The sequence below is a fragment of the Deinococcus yavapaiensis KR-236 genome (assembly GCF_003217515.1).
Classification (GTDB): domain Bacteria; phylum Deinococcota; class Deinococci; order Deinococcales; family Deinococcaceae; genus Deinococcus_A; species Deinococcus_A yavapaiensis.
Genome location: NZ_QJSX01000002.1, coordinates 143,617 through 167,869, shown reverse-complemented (window position 1 = coordinate 167,869; position 24,253 = coordinate 143,617). Strand labels below are relative to the sequence as shown.

The 24,253-nt window shown below is 66.6% G+C and carries 26 protein-coding genes and 1 tRNA gene; 15 read left to right on the top strand and 12 right to left on the bottom strand.

Annotation, left to right across the window (positions count from 1 at the left end; all coding sequences use genetic code 11):
* Nucleotides 1–51 precede the first annotated feature (51 nt).
* Genes DES52_RS03180 through DES52_RS03170 form a run of 3 tightly spaced genes read left to right on the top strand, consistent with a single transcriptional unit; the run spans nt 52 to nt 2,790 of the window.
* A complete protein-coding gene (locus DES52_RS03180) occupies nt 52–1,101 on the top strand; it encodes an AAA family ATPase (RefSeq protein ID WP_110885336.1) in 1,050 nt (349 codons plus the stop codon).
* 2 nt (nt 1,102–1,103) lie between these two features.
* Entirely contained in the window at nt 1,104–2,243 is a 1,140-nt protein-coding gene (locus DES52_RS03175) for a vWA domain-containing protein (protein ID WP_170130869.1), read from the top strand.
* Between the two features lie 4 nt (nt 2,244–2,247).
* Nucleotides 2,248–2,790, top strand: a complete 543-nt coding sequence (locus tag DES52_RS03170; RefSeq protein ID WP_110885334.1) for an NUDIX domain-containing protein — start codon at nt 2,248–2,250, stop codon at nt 2,788–2,790.
* Between the two features lie 16 nt (nt 2,791–2,806).
* On the opposite strand, the gene DES52_RS03165 is transcribed toward DES52_RS03170, so the two are convergent.
* A complete protein-coding gene (locus DES52_RS03165; RefSeq protein ID WP_110885333.1) occupies nt 2,807–3,484 on the bottom strand; it encodes a hypothetical protein in 678 nt (225 codons plus the stop codon).
* Nucleotides 3,485–3,542: 58 nt separating this feature from the next.
* On the opposite strand from DES52_RS03165, the gene DES52_RS03160 reads away from it, so the two are divergent.
* The 6 genes from DES52_RS03160 (at nt 3,543) to DES52_RS03135 (ending at nt 9,901) form a co-directional block, all read left to right on the top strand.
* Entirely contained in the window at nt 3,543–4,319 is a 777-nt protein-coding gene (locus DES52_RS03160) for a TatD family hydrolase (RefSeq protein ID WP_110885519.1), read from the top strand.
* A 28-nt stretch (nt 4,320–4,347) separates the two neighbouring features.
* Nucleotides 4,348–4,423 (top strand) — tRNA-Asp (locus DES52_RS03155).
* 198 nt (nt 4,424–4,621) lie between these two features.
* The gene (speA, locus tag DES52_RS03150; protein ID WP_110885332.1) at nt 4,622–6,523 is read left to right on the top strand and encodes a biosynthetic arginine decarboxylase; all 1,902 of its coding nucleotides are present in this window, start codon (nt 4,622–4,624) and stop codon (nt 6,521–6,523) included.
* On the top strand, nt 6,523–7,737 hold the full coding sequence (locus DES52_RS03145; protein WP_110885331.1) for a class I SAM-dependent RNA methyltransferase: 1,215 nt from the start codon (nt 6,523–6,525) through the stop codon (nt 7,735–7,737). Before speA ends, DES52_RS03145 begins: the two co-directional genes overlap by 1 nt.
* 42 nt (nt 7,738–7,779) lie before the next feature.
* The gene (locus DES52_RS03140) at nt 7,780–8,463 is read left to right on the top strand and encodes a hypothetical protein (RefSeq protein WP_146237175.1); all 684 of its coding nucleotides are present in this window, start codon (nt 7,780–7,782) and stop codon (nt 8,461–8,463) included.
* Between the two features lie 64 nt (nt 8,464–8,527).
* On the top strand, nt 8,528–9,901 hold the full coding sequence (locus DES52_RS03135) for a hypothetical protein (RefSeq protein WP_146237174.1): 1,374 nt from the start codon (nt 8,528–8,530) through the stop codon (nt 9,899–9,901).
* 10 nt (nt 9,902–9,911) lie between these two features.
* Here DES52_RS03135 and DES52_RS03130 read toward each other — a convergent pair whose 3' ends face one another.
* Nucleotides 9,912–10,310, bottom strand: coding sequence for a 4'-phosphopantetheinyl transferase superfamily protein (locus tag DES52_RS03130; RefSeq protein WP_110885518.1), 399 nt, complete (start codon nt 10,308–10,310; stop codon nt 9,912–9,914).
* A gap of 19 nt (nt 10,311–10,329) precedes the next feature.
* Here DES52_RS03130 and DES52_RS03125 point away from each other — a divergent pair, with 19 nt between their 5' ends.
* Nucleotides 10,330–10,986, top strand: a complete 657-nt coding sequence (locus DES52_RS03125) for a HepT-like ribonuclease domain-containing protein (RefSeq protein WP_110885328.1) — start codon at nt 10,330–10,332, stop codon at nt 10,984–10,986.
* Here the strand turns inward: DES52_RS03125 and glpX are convergent.
* The 6 genes from glpX to DES52_RS23375 form a co-directional block, all read right to left on the bottom strand.
* On the bottom strand, nt 10,983–11,975 hold the full coding sequence (gene glpX / locus DES52_RS03120) for a class II fructose-bisphosphatase (RefSeq protein WP_245900645.1): 993 nt from the start codon (nt 11,973–11,975) through the stop codon (nt 10,983–10,985). The genes DES52_RS03125 and glpX overlap by 4 nt on opposite strands.
* 70 nt (nt 11,976–12,045) lie before the next feature.
* Nucleotides 12,046–12,168, bottom strand: a complete 123-nt coding sequence (locus tag DES52_RS23575) for a hypothetical protein (protein WP_281268554.1) — start codon at nt 12,166–12,168, stop codon at nt 12,046–12,048.
* A gap of 361 nt (nt 12,169–12,529) precedes the next feature.
* Nucleotides 12,530–13,177: a bifunctional phosphoribosyl-AMP cyclohydrolase/phosphoribosyl-ATP diphosphatase HisIE gene (hisIE, locus tag DES52_RS03115; protein WP_110885326.1), complete on the bottom strand. Its 648-nt coding sequence runs from the start codon at nt 13,175–13,177 to the stop codon at nt 12,530–12,532.
* Entirely contained in the window at nt 13,174–13,938 is a 765-nt protein-coding gene (gene hisF / locus DES52_RS03110; protein WP_110885325.1) for an imidazole glycerol phosphate synthase subunit HisF, read from the bottom strand. Before hisF ends, hisIE begins: the two co-directional genes overlap by 4 nt.
* Nucleotides 13,939–13,943: 5 nt before the next feature.
* The gene (locus tag DES52_RS23380) at nt 13,944–14,540 is read right to left on the bottom strand and encodes an IMPACT family protein (protein ID WP_245900642.1); all 597 of its coding nucleotides are present in this window, start codon (nt 14,538–14,540) and stop codon (nt 13,944–13,946) included.
* Nucleotides 14,537–15,115: an NUDIX domain-containing protein gene (locus DES52_RS23375; protein ID WP_245900640.1), complete on the bottom strand. Its 579-nt coding sequence runs from the start codon at nt 15,113–15,115 to the stop codon at nt 14,537–14,539. The genes DES52_RS23380 and DES52_RS23375 overlap by 4 nt, the downstream gene beginning before the upstream one ends.
* A gap of 145 nt (nt 15,116–15,260) precedes the next feature.
* Here DES52_RS23375 and DES52_RS23570 point away from each other — a divergent pair, with 145 nt between their 5' ends.
* A complete protein-coding gene (locus tag DES52_RS23570) occupies nt 15,261–16,922 on the top strand; it encodes an N-acetylmuramoyl-L-alanine amidase family protein (protein WP_146237173.1) in 1,662 nt (553 codons plus the stop codon).
* 9 nt (nt 16,923–16,931) lie between these two features.
* Here DES52_RS23570 and DES52_RS03095 read toward each other — a convergent pair whose 3' ends face one another.
* The gene (locus DES52_RS03095; protein ID WP_110885322.1) at nt 16,932–17,588 is read right to left on the bottom strand and encodes a Crp/Fnr family transcriptional regulator; all 657 of its coding nucleotides are present in this window, start codon (nt 17,586–17,588) and stop codon (nt 16,932–16,934) included.
* 34 nt (nt 17,589–17,622) lie between these two features.
* Complete coding sequence (locus DES52_RS03090; protein ID WP_110885517.1) at nt 17,623–17,859, bottom strand: ferredoxin; 237 nt, start codon at nt 17,857–17,859, stop codon at nt 17,623–17,625.
* A gap of 108 nt (nt 17,860–17,967) precedes the next feature.
* Between DES52_RS03090 and DES52_RS03085 the strand changes: the two genes are divergently transcribed.
* Nucleotides 17,968–19,203: a M16 family metallopeptidase gene (locus tag DES52_RS03085; RefSeq protein WP_245900620.1), complete on the top strand. Its 1,236-nt coding sequence runs from the start codon at nt 17,968–17,970 to the stop codon at nt 19,201–19,203.
* Nucleotides 19,190–20,410, top strand: a complete 1,221-nt coding sequence (locus tag DES52_RS03080) for a M16 family metallopeptidase (RefSeq protein WP_245900618.1) — start codon at nt 19,190–19,192, stop codon at nt 20,408–20,410. The genes DES52_RS03085 and DES52_RS03080 overlap by 14 nt, the downstream gene beginning before the upstream one ends.
* A gap of 5 nt (nt 20,411–20,415) precedes the next feature.
* Here DES52_RS03080 and DES52_RS03075 read toward each other — a convergent pair whose 3' ends face one another.
* Nucleotides 20,416–21,387 (bottom strand): 2'-5' RNA ligase family protein, encoded by a 972-nt coding sequence (locus tag DES52_RS03075; RefSeq protein ID WP_110885320.1) that lies wholly within the window; start codon nt 21,385–21,387, stop codon nt 20,416–20,418.
* A 739-nt stretch (nt 21,388–22,126) separates the two neighbouring features.
* Here DES52_RS03075 and DES52_RS03065 point away from each other — a divergent pair.
* Nucleotides 22,127–22,561 (top strand): hypothetical protein, encoded by a 435-nt coding sequence (locus DES52_RS03065; RefSeq protein WP_110885318.1) that lies wholly within the window; start codon nt 22,127–22,129, stop codon nt 22,559–22,561.
* On the top strand, nt 22,558–22,731 hold the full coding sequence (locus tag DES52_RS22790) for a hypothetical protein (RefSeq protein ID WP_170130868.1): 174 nt from the start codon (nt 22,558–22,560) through the stop codon (nt 22,729–22,731). Before DES52_RS03065 ends, DES52_RS22790 begins: the two co-directional genes overlap by 4 nt.
* Before the next feature lie 259 nt (nt 22,732–22,990).
* Here the strand turns inward: DES52_RS22790 and DES52_RS03060 are convergent, their stop codons facing one another.
* A complete protein-coding gene (locus DES52_RS03060) occupies nt 22,991–24,223 on the bottom strand; it encodes a hypothetical protein (RefSeq protein ID WP_110885317.1) in 1,233 nt (410 codons plus the stop codon).
* Nucleotides 24,224–24,253 lie beyond the last annotated feature (30 nt).

Genomic DNA, 24,253 nt, shown 5'->3' with positions numbered 1-24,253 from the left:
GCGCCTTCCCACTCCCGATCCCGCGCCCGTGCGACATCATGAAAGCGCCTCATGCTGAACGTCACCTTGCGCTCCCTGCACGATTTCCTCGACAAACTCGTCGTCAACGACGTCCCGCTCGCCGTCATGCTGTGGGGACCGCCCGGCATCGGAAAATCCCAGGCGGTCGCGAAGGTCGCCGCCTCGCACGGCCTGCACCTCGAGGACGTCCGCATCTCCCAGCTCGCCCCGACGGATCTGCGCGGCGTGCCGTACGTGACCGAGCGCGACTTCGAAGAGAAGTTGAAAGAGAAGGTGACGGCCTTCGCCGCGCCCGACTTCCTGCCGAGGGTGGGCCGCGCCGTGCTGTTTCTCGACGAACTCAACGCCGCTCCCCCGGCGATGGTGGCGATCACGCAGCAACTCCTGCTCGACCGACGCGTCGGCAACTACGTCGTTCCCGACGGCGTGTTCATCTGGGCGGCGGGCAACCGCAAAGAGGACCGCGCCTCGGTGTTCGACATGTCCGCCCCGGTCGCCAACCGCATGCTGCACCTCGGTGTGGCGCCCGACGTCAACGAGTGGATCGCGTACGGTTCCTCGGCGAACGTCGATTCGCGCATCCTGGCGTTCGTCGGCTACCGCCCCTCCAAACTCCACGACTTCGACGCGGACGCCCCCGATCCCGCTTGGCCCAGCCCGAGGTCGTGGGTGATGGCCTCGACACTTCTCTCCGTGGGCTTGAGCGTGAGCGCCGCCGTCGGCGAGGCGACCGCGTCCGAGTTCGAAGCCTTCTGCGACGTCTACGACCGTCTGCCCGACGCTCGCGCGATCCTGGAGGGGCGCTCGGCCAAGCCCTTTCCGAAGAGCGACTCCATCGACGAGCGCTGGGCGATCACGACCGCCCTCTCGTCGCAAGTCGAAAGCGGGGAGGAACTCGCCAACGCCTTGCTATGGATCGGGCGCGGCGAACCCGAGTGGTTTCAACTGTGCGCGTCGCTGGGCGTGACGCGCCTGCGCGAGCAAGGCAAGGACGGCGACCTCGCCGAGATGATTCCGAGGGTGCCGGGCTTTCGCGAAGCCCTCGTGGAGCACGCCCGCACGATGGCGTTGGCGCGGTGACGATGAGCGCCGACCAGCGAGAGCTGCGCCTCAAGAGCGCCGTCGCCGCGATGCGCACCCGCGAGCCGTTTTGGGGCACGCTCGTCTTGCACGCGCGGCCCACCCTCGATGCACGCTGGGGATCGACGGCCTGCACGGACGGACGGCGCATCTACGTCCACCCCGACTTCCTCGACACCCTGAACGGCTCGGAGCTCCTCGCGCTGCTCGCCCACGAAGTCGCCCACATCGCCAACTTGCATGTGACGCGGCGCGGCGCGCGTGACGCCAAACGCTGGGGCTACGCGGCGGACGCCTGGGTGAACGGCGCCCTCGCCGCGACGTACGACCTGCCCGACGGCGCGGTGCGTCTGCCCGCCGTCGAGCACCTCAGCGTCGAGGAGATCTACCACCTCATCACGGCCAACGAGGACAAGTACCCGGTTCCGAGCACGTTTCGTACGGACCTGCTCGAAGGGTCGGGCGAGGACACCCGATCCGGCGCCGACGAAGCGAACGCGAACGGCGCCCTCTCCCCCATCTCCCGTCAGGAAGCCGAGGAGTTGCGCCGCGTCTGGTCTCGCAACCTTCAGCACGCCCTCACCGCCGCGAGATTGCAAGGCAAGGTTCCCGCCGGGGCCGAACGCGCCTTGGAAGTCGCCGAGCCCCGCCTCGATTGGCGAACGCTGCTGTGGCGGTTCGTGACGCCCGCCAAGAACGACTTCGCCGCGTTCGACCGCCGCTTCGTCGCGTCCGGCTTGTACCTCGACACGCTCGAAGGTGAGCGCGTGCGGCTCTCGGTGTGCCTCGACACGTCCGGCTCGGTCGGAACGCGCGAGCTGAAGTCCTTTCACGCCGAGGTCGTCGGTATCCTGCGCGCTTATCCCGACGTCAAAGCGAGCCTCTACCACGCGGACGCCCAGCTGTACGGTCCGCACGACCTCACGCGCGACACGCCCCTCCCGGCTCCGAGAGGCGGCGGCGGCACGGACTTCCGTCCGTATTTCGACGCGGCCAAGGACGCCGACCTCCACGTGTACCTCACCGACGGCTACGGCACCTTTCCAACGCGCCCACCCCGAGGCGAAGTTCTTTGGATCGTGGTGCCCGGCGGCCTGAAGAGCTCGGCCTTTCCGTTCGGGTCCGTGACGCGGCTAATCTGAACTCATGACGAACGAAGATCTCGCCCGCGCCTTTCTCGCCGCCCATCCCACCTTCGACGGTTGGGAGGAGGCGTGGCGGAGCGTGCCGCTCGCGTTCCGAGTCGGTTTGACACACGACTTGCCGCCGCGAGACGTGATCGCCTCGGTGCGCGCGGTCGTCTCGAAGGGACGCGACGTGCTGCTCGTTCGCGCCGAGGTGCCCATCTTGACGGTCGGCGGACGGCCCGAGGCGGGCGAGACGCTCGAAGAAGGCCTGATTCGCGAGATCGCCGAGGAGACCGGTTGGCTCGCGCGTCCGATCGGCGTGATCGCCTTCATCCACGCGCTTCACCTCGACGAGCAACGCCCCTCCTGGGGACGGCCCGCTCCGCACTTCATCGACGTCGTGTTCGCGGCCGAGGCGGCGAACTTCGAGCCTTCACGCCTTCACCTCGGCGAGTGGCCGTGCGAGTTCGTGCCGATCGAACAAGCCGCGCGGCACGGGCTGCACCCCATCGACCTCGCGTTCCTGAAGGCGGCCTCGGCGCTTCGGCGCGACTCGCCTTGACCGCCGCGCGCTTCTCCTACGACGCTGTTTCCGCCTGCATCTCCTTCCACACGCGCCGCAGCAACTTCGGGGCGGTCCTCGCGTCGCTTTGCACGAGGGCGATCACTTCGCGGTCGCCGAGCGCGCACCTCGCCACCTCGTCGTTCGCGGACGCGTGCTTGAGAAGTTCGAGCCAGGTCGTGAGGCCGCCGATGCCGCGCCGAACGAACTCGTGTGCGACGAGGGCGAGTTCGGCGGGCGTCGTGTCCGCGTCGAGGATCGTCGCGGCCAGCAAGGCTTGCTGAGGCTTCTCGCCCGGAAAGCACACCGAGAGGCGCTCCGACGGCGTGAGGCCGAGCTTGCGCAGCCACACCGCCATCTGTCCGAGGGACGGTTCGGCCGTGTAGAACTTCAAGCGTGTGACGTGGCTCAACAACCACGCCTTGTGGAAGACGTCGGGACGCGTCATGAGGGCGAGGGGGAAGGTGACGTCCAGGCGCTCACGCATCGCGCTCGCCACGAGTTCCTGCGCGCGCCCGTCGAGCGAGAACAAGGCGCGACGGAAGAGGGCGTGCAAGTCTTGGGCAGAGGCGTTGCCGAGCACGGCGAGGACCGCGTCTCGGTCGCCTTCGAGGTGCTCCAAGGTCACGGCTCCGCGAGGCAGCGCTCCTTCGACGGCGATCTTGAGCAGGAGGTCGTCGAGGGACGTGGTCACGCTCCTCTTTCTATCAAGAAGACGAGCGGCTTCTTGTGGCGCCGTGTACCCTGTGACGGTGATCGACTCTCACTGCCACCTCGACTACCTCGACGATCCCGACGCGGCCCTCTCGGAACTCGGCTTGACGGGCGTCGTGTGCATCGGCGCGGACCTCGAGCACGCCCGAAACGCCATCGTTTTGGCCGAGCGGCACGCGAACGTCTGGGCGACCGTCGGTTTGCATCCCACGAGCACCGAGCACGATTCGCCGCAAACGCGCGCCGCCCTCGAAGAGCTCAGCTTGCATCCGCGCGTCGTCGGCATCGGCGAGAGCGGCCTCGATGACTACTGGGACGACACGAGGCGCGCGCAGCAGCGAGAAGCCTTCGAGTGGCAACTCGACCTCGCTCGAAGGCGCGACTTGCCGATCGTGATTCACACGCGCGACAAGCAAGGCCGCGACACGGCGTCGCGAGGCTGCGCGGAACTCCTGACGGCGGCGAACTGGCCCAAAGGCATCTTGCACTGCTGCAACGGGCACGCGGGCCTTTTGCGTGCGGGACTCGACCTCGGCTTCTTCGTGAGCTTCGCCGGAAACGTCACGTACAAGAACGCGCACGACATTCAGGAAGCGGCGAAGTACGTGCCCCTCGACCGCGTTCTGGTGGAGACGGACGCGCCGTTTCTCGCGCCCGTCCCGATGCGCGGCAAGCCCAACCGTCCCGGCTACGCCCGCCACACCCTGCGCTTCCTCGCGCAGGCGCGCGGATTGAGCGAGGAAGCCTTCGAGGCGGCCACCGTGCGAAACACGCGCGCGGTGTACGGCCTTGACAACGTTCCCGCCAGCCCTTAACCTACTCGTCGCTGCTTTGTCAGCGCTTGGTCCGGTAGTGTAGCGGTTAGCATAACTGCCTGTCACGCAGTAGGTCGCGGGTTCAAATCCCGTCCGGACCGCCACGATCCTCCCCGCAAGGGGAGGTTTTCGTTTGTTCGCACCTGACCATCGTGCCGAACGTTTTCGCTATCATGACGTTTGGTTTCGCACGGCGGCGGAGCATCGTTTTGCCTCCACCCAGCGCACGGCGAGCCGAGTCATTGACGTGCCGCTGGGTGCCACAACGCACCACTTCATCTCGGAGGTCGCCGCAGTTGAACATGATGCCATTTACGTCCGACGACGCCGCCGAACTTTACGGCGTTCAAAACTGGAGCTCGGGGTTCTTTCGCGTCAACGAGAAAGGCCAAGTCGAAGTGACGCCTGCGCCGGGCGTGTCCGCCGTCCTCAAGGACGTCGTGGACGAGCTCGTGGAGCGTGGCGAGTCCCTGCCCATCATCCTTCGCTTTCCGCAAGTTCTGGCGGGACGCGTGAAGCAACTCAACGAGGCGTTTCGCACCGCGATTCGCGAGTACGGGTACGGCGGGTCGTACCAAGGCGTCTTTCCGATCAAGGTGAATCAGCGCCGCATGGTCGTGGAGACCATCGCCGAAGCAGGCTTCGAGTACGCGCACGGCCTCGAAGCGGGCAGCAAGGCCGAGCTCGCGTTGTGCCTCGCCCAGAACATGCACTCCGAGGCGTTGCTGTGCTGCAACGGCTTCAAGGACGACGGCTTCATCAAGCTCGCCTTGTGGGGACGCGCGCTCGGCAAGAACGTCGTGGTGACGCTGGAGAAGTTCAGCGAGTTGGAGCGCGTGCTGAAGGTCAGCCGCGAGCTCGGCGTGCGGCCCGCCATCGGCGTGCGCTTCAAGTTGCACGCGCGTGGCTCGGGTCAGTGGGAAGAGTCGGGCGGGGACGCCGCGAAGTTCGGCCTCAACGCCTCGGAGTTGCTGCAAGTCGTGGAGCGTCTTCGCCAAGAGGACATGCTCGACACCCTGGTGATGCTGCACACGCACATCGGCAGCCAGATCACCGACATTCGCCGCATCAAGATCGCCGTGCGTGAGGCGACGCAAGTGTACTCCGACCTCGTCGACGAAGGCGTCGGCTTGAAGTACCTCAACGTCGGCGGAGGGCTGGGCGTGGACTACGACGGTTCGAAGACGACGTTCTACGCGTCGATGAACTACACCATGCACGAGTACGCCAGCGACGTCGTGTACTCCGTGCAGGAAGTGTGCAAGCAAAACGGGGTGCGCGAACCGACCATCGTGTCCGAGTCGGGCCGGGCGCTCACGGCACATCACGCGGTCCTGATCGTGCCCGTGATCGACGTGACGGGCCCCACGCGCGGCTCGCAATTCATTCCCGAGCCCGCCGAAGATCAGCATCAAGTCGTCAAGGACCTCGAGGAGATTCTCGCCAACATCAATTTGCGCAACTACCGCGAGATGTACAACGACGCGGTCGGCGACAAGGAGACGTTGCACAACCTCTTCGACCTCGGCTACCTCACGCTGCGGGACCGCGCGCGCGGCGAGGCGATCTTCAACGCCATTTTGCAAAAACTCGCCAAGCTCGTTTCTGGCCTTCCGTACGTTCCCGACGAACTCGAAGACCTCCCGAAGGTCTTGGCCGACAAGTACATCTGCAACTTCAGCCTCTTCCAAAGCCTTCCGGACAACTGGGCGATCCAGGCGCTCTTTCCCATCACGCCGATCGACCGCCTCTCGGAGCGTCCCACGCGCCAGGCGACCCTCGTGGACATCACGTGCGACAGCGACGGGAAGATCGAGAAGTTCATCGACTTGCGCGACGTCAAGGCGACGCTTCCGCTGCACGACGTGGACGGAAGCAGCGCGTACTACCTCGGCTTCTTCTTGATGGGCGCCTACCAAGACGTCCTCGGCAGCGCGCACAACTTGTTCGGCAAGGTCAGCGAGGCGCACGTGCTCGCGCGACCGGGCGGCAAGCACGACATCGAGCTGTTCGTGCGCGGCCAAAAGGCGAGGCGCATCATCGAGTCGATGGGATACGAGGAGCCGATGCTGCGTGACTCGATCGGTGAGCAAGCCGACCGCGCCGAGGCGATCGGCGAGCTCGACCCGGGTGACAAGAGCGAGCTTCTCGAAGACTACGACGAGGAGTTGCTCGGATACACCTACCTCGAGTACGAGGAGTGATGCTTCAGCTTCGCATCGAAAAGATCGTCGCGGGCGGCTACGGCCTCGCCCGCGACGAGGGCGGCGTGGTTCTCGTCGCGGGCGCATTGCCCGGCGAGACCGTCTTGGCGGACGTCAAGGCGTCGAAGGGCACGCGGCGCGGCGTGACGCGCGAAGTGCTGACCGCCAGCCCCGACCGCGTCGAAGGCCCGAGCTTGCCCACCATGAACCTCGCGCACGCGACGTACGCGGCGCAGCTGCGGTACAAGCGCGGCATCGTGCAGGAAGCCTTGACGCGGCTCGCCAAGCTCGACGTCGAGGTGGGCGAGATCGTCCCCAGTCCTCGCGAGTGGGCGTACCGCGCCGTGGCGCAGTACCTCGTCAAGGCCGACAAGCTCGCGTATCGCGAGCGTGAAGGGCACGCGCCGGTTCCCGTCGACAAGGACCCGCTCGTGATCGAGCCGCTCGCTCGATTCACGCGCAAGCTCGACGTGTGGTCGCTCGACCCCGCGTCCGAAGTCGTGCTGCGCGGAAGCCTCGCGACGGGAGAAGTTCTCGCCGCCGTGATCGGGGACGGCGCCCCGAGAATGTATCGCCGCGCCGTCGACGAGCTTCTCGACGCGGGCGCCTTGGGCGTGAGCCTCGCGCCGCCCGCCGAGCGGCGCTTCTCGAAAGGCGAGCGTCTTCTGGCGGGCGAGCCGACGATTCTGGAGCGCTTCGGCCGCTTCGGCCTCTCGGTGAGCGCGACGGGCTTCGCCCAAGTCAACCCGCTCGCGGCGGGCCGTCTGTACGAGGACGCCGCGAAGCTCGCCGGGGCAGGCGAGCACCTCCTCGACCTCTTCGGCGGCGCCGGCGGTCTGGGCATGCACGCGGCAAGCTCGTTCGGGCGCGTCACGATTCTCGACACGTCGGCCGAAGCTTTGGAGCGTGGCGACGCCGACGCCGAGCGCTTGCAGCTCGACAACGTCCGCTTCGCGCAAGGTAGCGCCTCGGAAGCGCCCGACGCCGACGTGGTCATCGTCGATCCACCCCGGGTCGGCCTCGACGAGGCGACGCGCGGCGCGGTGAGCCTCACGGGCGCGTCGCGGCTCGTGTACGTCTCGTGCGATCCCGCGACGTGGGCGCGAGACGTGCGCGCCTTCACGGACGCGGGCTGGAAGCTCGTATCGGCGACGCCGCACGACTTCTATCCGCAGACGAGCCACGTGGAAGTCCTGAGCTTGCTGACGCGCTGACACGTCATCGTGCGATCACTCGCGGGCGCGTACGGTGAAGCCATGCGCGCCTTTCTCTTGCCGCTCACGTTGATCGTCGGCCTCTCGTCCACCGCCCTCGCCCGCGAGCCGTACGTTCCTTGCGATCTCGCCGTGAAGCTCGACTACGCCACGTACCTGCCCATCGCCGCAGCGAACCTCGGCGGATGGAGCGAGGCGAGCGAGGACGACGCGGCGGGGCACTACGCCGATTGTCAAGCGGCGGCCCTCTCCGCGAGTTTGCAGAAAAGTCCGAACTTGCGCGCACGCCTAGCGAAGCTTCGCACGCTGCTGCGCCAGCTCAGCTCTCAGGAATCGGGCCTCGCGTCCATGCTCGCGGGCGGCGGCACGAGGTACTTCCACGCGATTCCGAGATCGTACGTCGACATCGAGGGGTTCTTGAAAAGCCTCGCCGCTCTCGCGAGCGACTCGTACGGCGGCTTGAACGCGAGCGGCGGTTCCAAGCGCCTCGGCGATCTCACGGCGAGCTTCGACGCCCGGTTGCGCACTCTGCGCGCTCGCAAGCCGAGCGGCACCCTCAAGCTCGTGAATGCCTCGCTCGCCGACTACCGCAAGGCCATCGACGACTACGAGAAGACGTACAAGGCGATCAGGAGTCTGCTGGGCCGCAAGGCGGACATCGCGACGCTCGCCGCGTACGAGTTCGTCACGAACAGGTCTCTCTTGCAGGACGTGATGAGCGAATGAGGACCGCCGAATTCGAAGCGCTTCTCGCCTGCCTTCGTGAATCGAAATCATGCACACTGAAGTCATGAGAACCGTCGTCCTGACCGTCGCACTCGCCGCCCTCGCCGCCTCGTCGCTCGCCGCTCAGGACGACGGCCCCACGGCGGGCGTTTCCTGCTCGGTCGCGTCGAGCCTCGATTACGACACGTACTCGTTGCTGCTGATCGCCCGCGCGGGCGGATGGGGCGTGGGATGGTCCGAGGCAGCCGAGGACGACGCGAGCGCGACGTGGGCCGACTGCCGCGCGAGCGCGCTCGACGCTCGCCTCAAGAACTCGCCGAACTTGCGCGCCCGACTGCACAAGATTCGAGACGCTTTGCGAACCTTGCGCTCGTACGACGGCGAGCTCGGCGCGTACTACGAAGGTGGCGGCTCGCTGTACGGCCACGCGGTTCCACGCTCGTACGTCGACATCGAGGAACTCCTGGGCAGCGCCGCGTACCTCGCGTCGAACAAGCTCGGCGGCGAGCTCGTCGCGAACGGAGCGGCGGTCACGGCACGGTACGAGCGGAACCTCGCGGCGAGGCTGAAGGCATGGCGGACGTACAAACCCGACCCGGACCTCGGAGAATTCGCGGCGAAGCCGAGCAGCGTGCGCGAGGCGGCGGGCGGGTACGAGAAGACCACGCGCGCCCTCGTCACCCTGCTGGGAAACCGACCGGACAACGTCACGCTGCTGATCCGCGACTTCGCCAACACCATGATGTTCTTCGACGAGCAGGGACGCGCCGACGCCGCCGCGGGCAGTTCGGCGGGCACGTCCGCCCGAACGTCCGGCAAGCGGGCGAGCTTGCCGTGCGACGTCGCCGTGAACGTCGCGCGAGACGCATTCATCACCTTGGAGCAGTTGCACAGCCCGAGCTGGACGGACGCGGATACGCGGGCGGCGCTCGCCGAGTGGGCGACTTGCCAAAGGCAGGCCGTCGCGAAAAGCTTGAGCGGCAATCCGAGCCTCTTGGCGCGCATGAATCGGTTGCGCACGCTCCTGATGACCTTCCGAGCGCACGAGACGCGCCTCTCCCGCCTCGCCAAGGAGCGAGGGCCGGAGTACGCGACGAGCGCGTGGAAGAACAACCGCATCGAGACGTTGGTGATGGGCACGGCGAGCCTCGCGCGAACCACGTTCGGAGGGCAGAGCTTCCAAAACGCGGGCGCGCGCATGGCGGCGTTGCGCGGCGACTTCCAAGCGCGCCTCGCAGGGCTGCGCGCCATGAAGTTCACGGACGAGATGAAGAAGCGAGGCGTGACGGCGGCGCAGTGGAACGCCGCGATCGACGCGTGGGCGAAAAGCTACGCGGACGTCGTCGCGCTCGTCGGGACGCGCCCCGACAACGCCACGCTCACCGTGCATCAATACCTCGACGAATCGGTCGACGCCGACTCGATCGAGTGGTATTGACGAGCCGAACTCAGGAGCCTCGGGGCCGTTCTTCCTCCAGCATCACGACCGCCGAGGCGTGTTCTTTGGTGTGCGTGAGGCTGAGGTGGGCGCGCCAGCCGTGTGAGCGCATCTCCTCTTCGATGGTGGGCACGAAGCGCAGGTAGGGGCGCGACCACGGAAACGGCCCTTGAGGCGTTTGGTCGCGCACCACCCACACGTCCGCCCAGCCGAACGGGCGGGGCCAGACTTTCTGAAAAGCTTCCTTGGCGGCGAAGCGCGCGGCGAAGCTCGGGGCGGGATCGGCGAAGCGGGCGCAGTACGCTCGCTCCACGGAGTGGAAGCGCCGCAAGAAACGCTCGCCGTCTCGCTCGAGCGCGCGGCGAATACGCTCGATCTCGATGAGGTCATGCCCGACGGCGACGATCACGCGAAGTATGATACCCAGCATGAAGCTCGAAGAGGCTTTGGAGCGTCTCCGCGTTCACCGAGACGAGTGGGACGACGGCAGCCTCTCCGACCTCGCCGTGTTCGGAAGCGTGGCACGCGGCGAAGCGCGAGACGAGAGCGACGTCGATTTCCTGCTGACTTTCTCCCGTCCGACGGGTCTGATGACGCTCGTGCGCTTCAAGCTCCTCTTCGAGGATCTCCTGGGGCGGCGCGTGGACGTCGTCACGCCGAGCGGTTTGAAGTTGCCGCTGCGCTCGGACGTGCTCGAAGACGCCGTGAGTCTCGTGAAGGACCCCCCGAGCGAGCGGCCGAGGGCTCGCCGAAAACGCTGGCGGTGGCGAATCGACGAGATGCTCGGGGCCATCTCGAAGATCGAGCGGTACACGAAAGACCTCGACTTCGCGCGTTTCCGAGACACCGACCTCGTGCGTGACGCCGTCCTGCACAACCTGCTCGTGCTGGGCGAGAACGTCACGTACCTACCCGACGAGGTGAAGCTCGTGCACGCCGACGTTCCTTGGGAAGAACTTCGCCAGATGCGTCACCTCGTCGCGCACGATTACTTCGGCCTCGACATGCTGCTGCTATGGTTCACGATCCGTCACGATCTGCCCGAGGTGAAAGAGCAGTTGGAGCGCGTGGCGAAGCGGGATTAAACGCGCACGGTGACGCGCGCGCCGTCGTCTTCGAGGTGAATGGAATCGATGAAGCGCACGACGCGGCTGGCGTGACCCATCACGATCGAATGCGTCCTCGCCCCACCGCCGAATCGGCGCACGCCTTGCAGCAAGTCGCCGTCCGTGATACCCGTCGCGGCGAACACGATTTGGTCGCCGGGCGCGAGGTCGTTCGTCTTGTACACCTTCGTTTCGGATACGCCCATGCTCGCCAGCCTCGCGCGTTGCTCTTCGTCCTCGGCGATGAAGCGTCCTTGGATCTCGCCGCCGAGGCACTTCATGGCGGCCGCCGTCAAGACGCCTTCCGGCGCGCCGCCCCAGCCCATGAGGGCGTGGACGCCCGTGCCGCGCACGGCGGCGGCCAAGCTCGCGATGACGTCGCCGTCGCCGATGAGCTTCACCCGGGCGCCCGCTCCTCGGACGTCGGCGATGAGCTTTTGGTGCCGCTCGCGGTCCAGCACGACGATCAAGAGGTCTTCCACGTTCCGGTCGAGGCTCATGGCGATGGCGTGAAGGTTGGCGGCGACGGGCCACTCAAGGTTCACGCGGCCGGCGGCGGGCGGCGGTACGACGAGCTTGTCCATGTAGATGTCGGGGGCATGCACGAGGCCGCCCTTCTCGGACAACGCGATCACGGCCACGCCGTTCGGCAGGCCGCGCGACGTGACGGTCGTGCCTTCCACCGGATCGACGGCGATGTCGACGGGGTACGCTTTCGCGACGTTCCCGAGGCGCTCGCCGATGTACAACATCGGGGCCTCGTCCATTTCACCTTCGCCGATCACGACGGTGCCGTCGATGTCGAGTTCGTTGAGGACTTCTCGCATCGCCTCCGTTCCGGCGCGGTCCACGGCGATCTTGTCGCCTTTGCCGACGAACTTCGAGGCGGCGAGGGCAGCTTGTTCGGTGACGCGCACCGTGTCGAGGACGAGGGCGCGTTCGATGTCCGTCATGCTTGGGGCCGTCATGCCCCAGCGTAACACACGCCCTAACAGTCGTTAGGGTGGGAGCGATTCCAACATGTCACCGACGAAGACGTCACTTGAACACGCCGAGCCACAACAAAATCAAGTAAATGACCACGGGAACGGCCACCGCCCCCACGAAGAGCTTGAGAAGACGCCACCAGTAATCCACGAACTCGCGAAACCATTCGCGCATGACACGAAGCTAGCAGCTTTTGAGGCTCGGAAGTCGGCGCGAAGGCACGATTGGGCGGCGTCGGGTTCTTCTCGAAGTGGCGCACGAAGCTCCATCTTCGTGGCTTCGGGCATGGCGTCGTGAGACGCACGCACGCTCGAGAGCGTCCCGCTCGGCTCGGTTTGCCGTTCGTGCGCGCCCTCGTACCAAGCCTTGCCGGTGTACGCCTGGCCTCCGATACTTCCTGATCGTCGCGGCGACCCCATTAGGCGCACAGTTCGCGTACGCGTTCGCCGCACGATTCGATGGCGCGCGAAGCTTGTTCGGCTTCGCGGTGCGCGGCGATTCAGCTTCTCGGCGTGCCCTCACCGCTCGACGAACGTCAACCGACGTCCTTCGGCCCCTTGAGACCGCTTTTGCCTTCTCGCGCTTGCAGCACGCTCGCGACGTCTGCGGGCGTGACGCCCACCTCGGCGAGGGCGAACAGCAGGTGAAACACGAGGTCCGCCGCTTCGGTCGCGAGCGCTTCGCGGTCGCCGTTCTTCGCCTCGAGCAGCACTTCACCCGCCTCCTCGGCGACCTTTTTCAGCACGCGGTCGATTCCCCCGGCGTGAAGGCGCGCGACGTACGAGTTTTCCGGCAAGGTCCGCAACCGCTCGGTGATCGTCTCGTACACGCGGGCGAGCACGCCGTCGAGCGAATCGGCTCCTTCCAAGAGGGGCGTGTGAAAGCAGGACCGCTCGCCGGTGTGGCACGCCGGGCCCGACTGCTCGACACGGTACAACACCGCGTCTCCGTCGCAGTCGAGCGCCACCGATACGACCTTTTGGGTGTTTCCAGACGTCGCGCCCTTGATCCACAGTTCGTTTCGGGAGCGCGAGAAGTACGTCCCTTCTCGCGTCTCGAGGGTGCGCGCGAGCGCCTCCTCGTTCGCCCACGCGAGCATCAACACCTCGCCCGTTCGCGCGTCTTGCGTCACGATCGGCACGAGGCCGCGCTCGTCGAACTTCACGCCTTCGATCTTCGTCATGGTCGCACCAGCACGCCGCGCGATTTCAGGTACGTCTTCACTTGCGGCACGGTAAGCTCGCCGAAGTGGAAGACGCTCGCCGCGAGGGCGGCGTCGGCCTTGCCCGTCTTGAGGACGGTTTCGAAGTCTTCGAGCCTGCCCGCGCCGCCCGACGCGACGACGGGAATGTCCACGGCGCTCGCGACGGTGCTCGTCGCCTCGAGGTCGAAGCCCGCCTTCGTTCCGTCGGCGTCCATGACGTTGAGGACGATCTCGCCCGCGCCGAGTTCCTGGCCGCGCGTCACCCACGCCAGCAAGTCGAGGCCCGTGTCCACGCGCCCGCCGCCGACGAAGACGTTCCAACCCGAGCCGTCGAGGCGCTTCTTGGCGTCGACGGACAAGACGACGCACTGCGCGCCGAAGTGATCGGACGCTTCACGAAGAAGTTCGGGGTTGCGGACCGCGCTGGAGTTCACGCTGATCTTGTCCGCGCCGGCGAGCAGCAGCGAACGAAACTCCGCGACGGTCGTGACGCCACCGCCGACCGTGAGGGGCATCATGACTTCCTCGGCGACGCGCGCGGCGACGTCGAGCATGAGCTTGCGGCCTTCGTGCGTGGCCGTGATGTCGTAGAACACGAGTTCGTCGGCGCGTTGCGCCTCGTACGCTCGCGCGAGTTCCAAGGGGTCCCCGGCGTCGCGGTGATCGTCGAAGAACCGCACGTTCTTCACGACCCGCCCGTTTTGCACGTCGAGGCACGGGATGATGCGCTTCGTCAACACGCGGCTCAGTTTACAGGCGAAACGACGCCCGCGCCGCGCGTCGCGTCGCGAACTCGCGTTTCGAAGGCCGCGAGTTGCTCTTGCAGGATGTCGAGGCTCAGCGTGAGCCCTCCTTCGCCGTAGCGTTCCTCGCCGCGCTTCACGTCGAAGTCGGGCAGGAGGCGGTACAGGACGTCGAGAAACTCGAAGCCGACCGTCACGGTGACGTGCGCGCGAGGCTTGACTTCCTCTTTGGGCGCCGTTCGCACCACCTCGGCCGCCGCGCCGCCGTACGCGCGCACCAAGCCGCCCGCGCCGAGCTTCACTCCGCCGAAGTAGCGCACGACGACGACCATGACGTGGTCGACGCCTTGCCCTTCGAGGGCGCGCAGAATCGGAGCGCCCGCCGTACCGCCCGGTTCGCCGTCGTCGGAGAAGCGGTACGCGCTCTCGACTTTGTACGCCCAGCAGTGATGGGTGGCGTCGGGATGGCGGACTCGAATCGCGGCGAGAAACGCCATGGCCGCGTCGGGCGAGTCGGCGCGCGTGGCGTACGCGAGGAATTCGCTGCCGGAAATTACCTCGGCGTGCTCGTGGGGCGCCGCGAGCGTCCTGAATGTCACAGCAGGCCTCGCCTCGAGAGCACGCGGCGCGCGTGAAAGAGCGTGAGGGCCGACGGGCCGTTGGGAATTTCGCCGTCGTCGAGGCGGCGGTACGCTTCGTGAATCGGCACGACTTCGACGCGCAAAAGCTCGCTGTCTTCGGGCGCGTTCTCGCCGAGCGTCACGTCGAACGCCACGAAGGGGTGGAAGATTTGCCCCGTGAAGCTCGGCTGCGGGCAGAAGAGCGGCAAGGCCTCGAACGCGCGGGCCACGCCACCGATTTCCTCCGCGAGTTCGCGCTTCGCGGCGTCGAGGGGCTCCTCGCCGAGTTCGACGGCGCCCGCCGGAATCTCGGTCATCGTCATGCCGATGGGGTAACGGTATTGGCGCAGCATCACGAGGCGGCCGTCCTCGGTGATCGGGACGATCAACGCGGCGCGTCCTCCGCGTGGGCGGTACGTGTACTCGAAGGTGGTGCCCGCGTGGCCTTGCACGAGGTCGGCGACGATATGAGGGGCGCGCGAGACGTCTCGGCGTTCGAGTGCTGTCCAGGGTTGGTCGTCGTCCGGATGAAGATCGGGCGTTCGCTCGGACATGAAGGCAACCTAGCATGAATTTCTTTATAAATTCACGCGATTCATGAAGACTTTCATGAGCGAAAGTGCGCGCCCACTGCGCCTTCAACACACCTCTCTCACTTCCTGAGGCTAACGTAAAGGTCATATGAAGCCGTGGGCCCTGATGAGTCTCCTGTTAGTCTCCGGAGCGCTCGCACAACCGTCGCCGTTTCTCAACACTCCGCCTCCGTCGCCTGCCACGCCCGTCCTCACGCCACTGCCCAGCACGACCACCGTTCCCGCCACGCCACTGCAAATCGCGCCCCAGATGCCCTTGCTCGGCGTGCCGCGCACGTCCAACGCGGGGGGCGTGACGCGCTTCGTCCTCGACTTGCCGCCGGGCGCGTCGTACACGCTCACGCCGACCTTCGGCGGCTTGCGTGTCGACGTCACGGACGTACGAACCGCGCCTGCCAGCGGCCGTAACGTCAGCGCGGAGCTCACCGCGTGGAGCTACCAACCCACGACGACGGGCGTCACGGTGTTGCTGGAGACGCCCTTCCCGCTCGGGCTGGACAGCGGTTGGCGCGCCCTCGACGTGCCGCCCGACGGCGTGCTGCCGCACCGCCTCGCCCTTGATCTCGGCGCGCTTTTGCAGGGAGGCGCCACGGGCGAGGCGGCCAAGGCCCTGCGCACCACCCCGCCCGTCACGATTCCTCAACAAACGCCTCCCACCCAGACGGCGCCCACGCCGACCGAGCCCAGCCAAACGCCGCCCTCGTCCGAGTCGTCGCGCGTCCCGGCGACGCCTGTCACGCCTTTCGTCCCGGCGACGCCCGTCACGCCTTCCGTTCCCTCACCGACCTTGCCGAGCGGCGCCCTCTTGCCGTTGACGCCGCCGCGCGTCGGCAAGAACTCGGGCTTCACGCGCATCGTTCTGGACTTGCCGCCGAACGCCACGTACGCGCTCGTCCAAAACTCGAACAGCGTCCGCGTCGACTTACGTGGCGTCACCGCGCTCGCCGAAGTCGCTCAGCCCGACACGCCCGAACTCGCGCAATGGCAAATCGAGCCGACCCTCGGCGGTATCACGCTCACCTTGCGGCCCACCTTCGCGCTCACGAGCAAGGGCGGCATGAGGCAAATGTTCCTGCCGCCCGTCGACGCGTCGAGCACCCTCAACCGCCTCGTGATCGACTTGTCGCCCGCCTTCTCGGACACGTCCCCCCTGAGCCAGGCGGACACGACCCTGCCGTCCTTCCCGACGCCCGTCAAGATCGTCTTGGACGCGGGCCACGGCGGCGTCGACCCGGGCGCGCAACAGAACACGATCGTGGAGAAGGCCGTGACGCTCGACGTCGCGCAACGCGTCAAGGCGCTGCTGACGGCGGCGGGAGCGACCGTCGTGATGACGCGCGACACGGACACCCAGCTTTCGGTCGACAAGAACACCGATCTCGACATGCGCGCCTCGATGGCCGCACCGCCCGTGAACGTCCTCGTGAGCATCCACGTCAACTCCATCGCGCCCGAGAACACCATGAAAGGGTACGGGGTGGAGACTTGGTGGTATCCGAACAACGATCTCAGTCCTACCCTCGCGTCGTCCCTCCAATCCAGCATGGCGCGCTTCACGAGCGCTTTCTCGCGCGGTATCAAGAGCAAGTCACTCGCCGTGCTGCGCGGCGCCCGCGTGCCCGCCGCCCTCGTCGAGATCGGCTACGCCTCGCATCCCGTCGATTCGCAAAACCTCCTGAACCCCGCGTACCTCGAGCGTGTCGCCGCCGGCGTCGCCTGGGGCATTCGCGACTTCACGATCGCGCAAGCGACGAAAGCGAAACGCTGAAGCTTCTTCTCAGCCTTCCGCGACGCGCCGCAGGCCGGCCTCGTCGAGCACGCGAAGTTCACGCTTCGCGAGTCCTATGAGGCCCGAGCGATAAAACTCGCCGAGCTTGCGGCTCACGAGCTCGGGCACCGTGCCGAGCAAAGCGGCGAGCTCGGAATTCGCCGGAAGTTTGTACACGGCGCTCACGCGCGTTTCGCGCAGCAAGTGCACCGCCAATCGCGCGCCGACGTCGTACAACACGAGGTACGCCGTCTGCCGCGCGAGTTCCAGTTCACGGCGCGCGAGGAGCTTCACGGCGGGCGTCACGTCCAGGCAGCTTCGCACGGCGTCCGACGGAAAGGCCACCACGCGGGCGTCCTCCAAGACGACCGCGCTCCACTCGAAGCGCTCCGCGCCGCCCAGCACCTCGGCGTTCCCGATCGTCTCGCCGCCGCCCGCGACGCGCAAGGTGAGCTCGCGCCGCCCGTTCGGCCCGAACTTCACGATCTTGATCGATCCGCTCTCCACTCCGTAAAGGTGCGTGACGAGGTCGCCTTCGGCAAACAAGGCTTCGCCGCGCCGCGCGAGGCGCACGACGCCCGACGCGCACAACGCCGCGCCTTCCCGCTCGCCCAACCCCTCGAACAGAGGCCAGGCGAGCGGAAGGGACGCGGCGAACTCGGGCATCACCCGATCATTCTAGAACTCCGAACCCGAGGGGTCAGAGGCCGAAGAACTCTTTGTTCTTGGCGATGAAGGGCGACTCGTTGGACGGAACGTCCTCTTCGGGGAAGATCGCCGAGACGGGGCAGGCGGGCACGCACGCGCCGCAATCGATGCACTCGTCGGGATGGATGAGATACTGATCTCCGCCGTCGTAGATGCACTCCACGGGGCACACTTCGGTGCAAGCTTGATCTTTGACTCCGATGCACGGGCTCGTGATGACATGCGGCATACGACCATCAAGGTGCCGCACGGCGCCGAGAAGGGCCATGACTTAAGTCAAAGCCGAATCGAGACCTCCGCTCCGCACGAACTTGGCTTCGGCGCGTAGAATCGTTCGGTGACGTTGGTCGAAGGTTTGGAAAACGGATTGACGATGGTGTTCGAGCGCGGAAGCGGTCCGGGCTTCGCGCTCGAACTGCGCTTGCCGATCGGCGCGGCGCACGATCCGGCGGGAGCGGAAGGCGCGGCGGCCCTGCTCGAGGAGTGGCTGCACAAGGGCGCGAGCGGGCTGGACGCACGGGAACTCGCCGACGCGTACGACGAGTTGGGCTTGCGGCGCGGCGGCGGCGTGACGCACGAGGCGACGCGCTTCACCGTGAGCGGACTCGTGTCCGACCTCGGGGCCGCCTTGAAGCTCATCGCGGACACGGTTCGCGCGCCGCACTTGGACGAAGACGAGTTCGACACGGTCGCCGACCTTGCGCGGCAAGACTTGGAAGGCCTCGCGGACAACCCGAGTGAATTGCTCGGCGTGAAGCTCCGCGCGCGGGTATTCGCGCCGCCGTTCGGCCACCCGGTCGGCGGCACGCTCGACGCCCTTGAGCGCGTGACAGCCGGGAACGTGCGAAGCCTGCACGCCTCGTACGGTCCGCGCGGCTCGGTGCTCGTGATCGTGGCGAACATGGAGGTGCACGAAGCGCTTCGCCTCGTCCGCGAGCACTTCGGCGATTGGGAAGGCGGCAAGGCGAAGTTGCCGAGCGTGGCGTACGACCTCGGCTTTTCGGAGCACGTCACCCAAGAGGCGCAGCAAACGCAAATCGGGGCGATGTTCGAGGGCGTCTCCCCCACCGACCCCGACTGGTTGGCATTTCACCTCGCGCTCGCCGCGCTTTCGGGCGGCAGCGCTTCGCGGCTGTTTCGCTCGGTGCGCGAGGAACGCGGCCTCGCGTACAGCGTCGGCGCGCAAGCGTACGTCGTCGGCGGAGAGGGATTCGCTTGGGCGTTCGCGGGCACCACGCACGAGCGCGCGACGGAAACGCTGGAAGTCGTACTGAGCGAGTTTCAGCGCTTGTCGCTCGGCGTGAGCGAAGACGAATTCGAGCGGGCACGGGCGGGCCTGCTGGCGAGCTTGGTGTTCGCGGGCGAATCGTCGCGCGGGCGGGCCGGCATGCTGTCGCGAGACTTCGTGACGCTGGGCCGCGTCCGCGCTCCCGACGAGGTGAAGGACGAGTTACGCCGCGTGACGCTCGCAGACTTGCACAGCTTCCTCGCGCGCCGGCCGTTCGCTCGGCCGGGCGTGATGACGCTCGGTCCCGCCGCGCTCGCCGTCGGAGGTGCGCGTGTTCCGGCTTGACGTCCTCGAAAGCGGCCTCACGATCCTCGGCGAGCCGAACGACGCGGCGCAGACGGTCGCGCTGGGGTACTTCGTGCGGACCGGCGCGCGAGACGAGCGCTTGCAGGAGATGGGCGCGTCGCACTTCATCGAGCACCTGCTGTTCAAGGGCAGCGAGACGGTGAGCGGCGACGACCTCAACGAACGCTTCGACCGCCTCGGCGGCAACGTCAACGCCTTCACGAGCGAGGAGACGACCGTGTACCACGCGGCCTGTCTGCCCGAAGCGTGGGAGGAACTGCTGGAGACGCTGACCGAACTCATGCGGCCCGCCTTTCGGGCTGCGGACGTGGAGGCCGAGCGTGGCGTGATCTTGGAGGAAATCGCGATGTACGAGGACAATCCCGCGTCGCGCGCCTTCGACGAGCTTCGTGTAAGCGCGTGGTCGCCGCACCCGCTTGGACACCTCGTCCTCGGAACGAACGAGACGGTTTCGGCCCTCACGCCGGAGGCTTTGCGGCACAATTTCGAAGCGCGCTACGGCACGCGAAACGTCACGCTCGTGGCCTGCGGAAAGTTTGACTGGGACGCCTTGCTTCGCAAAACGCGCGAGCTCACGGCGACGTGGCCTCGCACGACCTTCGAGCGCGTTCATGCGCCGCGGGCTCTCACGCCGAACGTGACGGTCGTGCGCGACGACGCGCTCGCGCGGACGCAGTTCGCCCTCATCGCGCCCGGCCTGAGCGCGACGAGTCCTCGCCGGGAAGTGGGCGTCGTGCTCGCCGACGTCCTTGGGGGAGACAACGGGCGCTTGTACTGGTCGCTCGTGGACACGGGCCTTTCGGACGGCGTGGAACTCGCACACGTGGAGTTCGACGAGCTCGGCGCGTTCGAAGGCGGGTGGAGCTGCGATCCCGAGCGGGCGAAGGAAACGCTGGACGTCGTGCGCGCCGAACTCGAACGCGCTCAGCGCGAAGGCGTCACGGAGGCCGAGGTGCGCCGCTCGCGCAAGCGAATCGCCGTGGGCCTCGCGCTTCGAACGGAAACGCCTTACTCTCGGTTGTTCACCTTGGGCATGGACTTCTTGTACCTTGGCCGGCCGATGGCGTCCGACGAGGCCATCGGACGCTTCGAGGCGGTGAGCGTGGACGCCGTGAACGACTTGCTCAAGGCGCGTCCGTTCGACTCGGCGCACGTCCTCGCGCTCGGCCCGCTCGCGACGCTTTGAGGCGATCAGTCGCCGTCGCGTTCGTCGGCGACGGCGGCCCAAGCCAGCAGAGGCTTCAAGGCGTCCCGGACGTGGCGTCCCAACGCGTCTTCCGTCACGTCGGTCAACGCCTGCTGCAAGTCTCGCGCGGCCGTTCCCAGGATGAGGCCGAGGTCCGTTTCGACCGACCTCACGCGCGAAGCGCGGGCGAGCAGGGCGGCTTCGGGTGACGCGCCCGAAGCCGCTCGAGCGGGCGACGCGAGATGCGCGGCGAGCAGGCGCGTGTGCAGATCGTCGAGCCCCTCGGCGACGCGCTTGACGCGTTGACGCCCACGCTCGGCCGACAGTACGCTCACGAAACTCGGCAGCCAATCGCTCACGACCGCTTGAAGCGCTCCGAGCGACACGCTGCCCGCCGTGTCCTCGGCCGCTTGGGTCGTTTCGCACGCGGTGGGAGCGCCGTCGCCGAGACGCAACGAGAACGCGTCTCGCCTAGGGCCTGCCCAGACTTCCAAGGTATCGAACGCGAAGCTCAACGGCTCGACCCGGTCGTACGGGTGGTCCTCGTCCGCACCCACGAACGCGAGGGTGACGTGGGGAGTGAAGCCGTAGCGGGAATCCGTCTCCAAACCCGCGCCCTCGGCGAGTTCACACAGCAAGGCTTCTCGGAAGGCGGGCAGTTCGGGCGCGTCTACGGAGATGTACGCGACGTCGAGGCCGTCCTCTCGGCTGAATCGCCCGATGCCCGTGACGCGGCCCGCCAAGGCCGGGGTGTGCTCGGCGAGCTTGGCAACGCTTTCGCGCACCGCTTCGAGCCGCGAGTCTCCGAGCTGAACGGTCGTGCCGAGGTAAGCGAGCGTGACGTGCAGATCCTCGGCGGGCACACCGCCCGGCACGGCGAGCGCCGACGCTACCTCCTTCGGCAAACCCAGCGCCACGATGACGCCCGTCGCCGCGACGTCCGAGGGCACGCTGTGTCGAGGAGCGGGCGTCGTCATGAACTTCGGCGCCCTTGGCGAGAGAAGACGACAACGGAGGAAAACTCGATCATGACGTCAGGTTAGCGTCAGGTTTTTAAGCTTCCGCTCGACTCTCCTGAAGGAGCGCCGCTGGCACTCGGTGCGTCAAGAAGCTCGCCGGGCGTCGACTTACACGCCGCTTCCAGAGTGCAAACCTGGGCCCGCGTGAGCAAGCTCCGCTCACGACGGCTTCGATCGCTGCAAGTACTCGGAAGCTCGTCGGCCAGCGAAGGCATTCGAATGCGTTTCACGTCGCGGTGGACGGTTCGTCCAGCGACGACGTACCTTGTCGGAACGACCGCTCTCGAAGGACGCCATGCCGAGCGCTCACCTCGGTCGCCGCGTATGCCACGGGCTTGAAGGCCTTGGCTTGTGAATCATGGCCGTTCCCTCCATGCCATGAACCGTTCGTGGCGCTCGTCCCGACGACCTCGCCGAGTACACCGCGCTCATCAACACCGACACCTTGCAGCCGTACACGCCCGAAGACGTCGCCGAGCTTGAGCGCTCCACGCGACAGCGAGTGAACTTCCAGGTCGAAGACGCCGAGGGACACCTCCTAGGCACTGCCTGGCTGATCGACACTTCCTACAGACCGGGTGAATTCATCGTCCACCCCGTCGTGGCACCCGGGGCGGAGGCACGGGTACGGCGCGGCATTGCTAGCTCGCGCGCACGACGCGGCCCTCGGGCAAGGCGCGAGGATCCTGGAGGCAGCGTGCGCGACACGAATCCGGCAACGCTCAAGTGGGCCGAGCGGCGCGGCTTCTCGCTGCTCTTCCACCGCTTCGAGTCCACCCTGGACCTCACCACCTTCGACGAGGCCGCGCACGCGGAGGTGGAACGCCGCGTCGCCAATGCCGGGGTCACCCTGCAGGACATGCGCACGCTCGGCGGGAACGAGGCCAACTGGACGCGCTTGTACGACTTCAACGCCGACCAACTCGCAGAGACGCCGGACTCTCAGGACATGCCGCGCGTTCCCGTGGAGCAGTCGCGGCGCATGCGGCGCGAGTCACCGGAAGTGCGCCCCGAGTGGATGGTGCTGGTGACACGCGGCGACGAGTGGCTGGGCTTCACGGTGCTCGAGTCGCGTTCCCCACGGGGGCGTACAACGCCTTCACGGCTGTCGCGCCTTGCGCGTGCGGCATGAAGTTGGCACCCGCCTTGAAAGTGGAGGGGATTCGCCGTGCGCGCTCGGCGGGCTTTTCGAAGATGATCACGAACAACCTCAGCGTGAACGCGCCGATGCTGATCGTGAATCGCCGCTTGGGGTTCGAGGCGCGTCCGGGCTTGTGGGTGATGCACCGAACGCTGGCGTAGCGTCGGTCCGTGTTCCTCGTCGTTGGTAAAGCGCAAGCCGTGGCGTCCCGCGATGCAACGACCCCTCCTCGCCGCGCCCTCCATGCAGCGAAAGCGACCGAGAAAGCAGGCGTCACGAGCCTTGACCGACGACGTGCCCGAAACGGCGAGCGGCGCACGCTTGGCGTGCGCCGTCATCTCCTGCATCCCCTTGGCGTCGACATTCGCGCCGACGAGTCCGTTTCGAGCGTTCGAGGTGCGGTGGTCGTGCGGCTTCACTTCACCGCTTTTGCGCCGCCGCCTTTTCCTGCGGCCCGATCTCCACGCGGTTGTTTTGCAGTTTACGCTGCCAAAGGACTTTCTCGTCGCGCTCCGTCTGCAAGGTGACCGGACCGGGCAGAATCGTGTTGTTCGCGCATTGACCGGGCGTGCAGTCGGGGAACCAAACGGGATTCTGCGCGTTCGATCCCTTGAGGGGCGTGCTCCACCCGATGACGTTGTCGTACACGGCGATGTTGAAGAACGTCTTGTGCTTCTTATCGCCGTACGCGTCCCACACGTACATGCCGACGTTCTGAGAAGCGATCGGACGTCCGTCGGGCAGCAGGCCGCTGGAGATCACGCGGTTCTCGAAGACTTTGATGTTGTTGCCCGCCGCCACCACGATGCCTTGGTTCGACGTTCCGACGACTTGATTGCGGTAGGCCATGACGTACCCGCCCGCGCCTTCCATCGAGGAAGAACCGCCGTCTCCGAGCATGATGCCGCCGCCGCTGTACGTGCCGTTTTGAGGTTGCGCCGCGAACGCACCTTGAATGTAGTTGTCGTGAATGCGGATGGGGCTTTCGGGCGTGCCCGAGGAGCCGAAGAGGTTGATGACTTCCTCCACGCGGCTCTTGCCGGGCTCGTTGATGATCTCGTTCCACGCGATCTCGGCGTCCGCGACGCGTCTGATGTTGTTGAACTGCACGAACTGAACGAGGTAGTACTTCTCGGCCGAGAACTGGTCGGCGCCCACGCTTTTCCTGCCGTCGATGTTGCGCACTTGGTTGCGCACGACCGTGATCGTTTGCCCGAGCTTGGCGTTCCCCAAGAACGAGCGAAAGTAGATCCCGGACGTGCCCTCCATGTAGTTGTTCTCGATCCGCGCGCTTTCGAACTCTTCGAGGTGCAGGAAGCGGCCGGGATGGCGGTTCTCGCTCAGCGGGCGGGCCGGGTTGAGGCCGATGCCGCGCGTGTGCCGCACCGTGAGGTTGGCGCGAACGTACCGCGAGTCGATGAGGTTGCCGCGACTTTGGATGTTGCTGTACTCGATGACGACGGGCTCGCTCGTGCGAACGGTGACCGCCGCGACGTCCGGATCGAGGCTTTGCCAATTGCCTCGGTACGTCCCGCCTTTCGTGATGACGATCGGCTTGTCGTACGTGATGTTCTTTTGCTGGTCGGCTTGAGCAGCGAGCGAGAGGGAGAGCGTCGAAGTCAGCACGACAACGGCCGCAAACAACGATTTCATGGTACGAGTGTGACGAACACGGCGCAACGT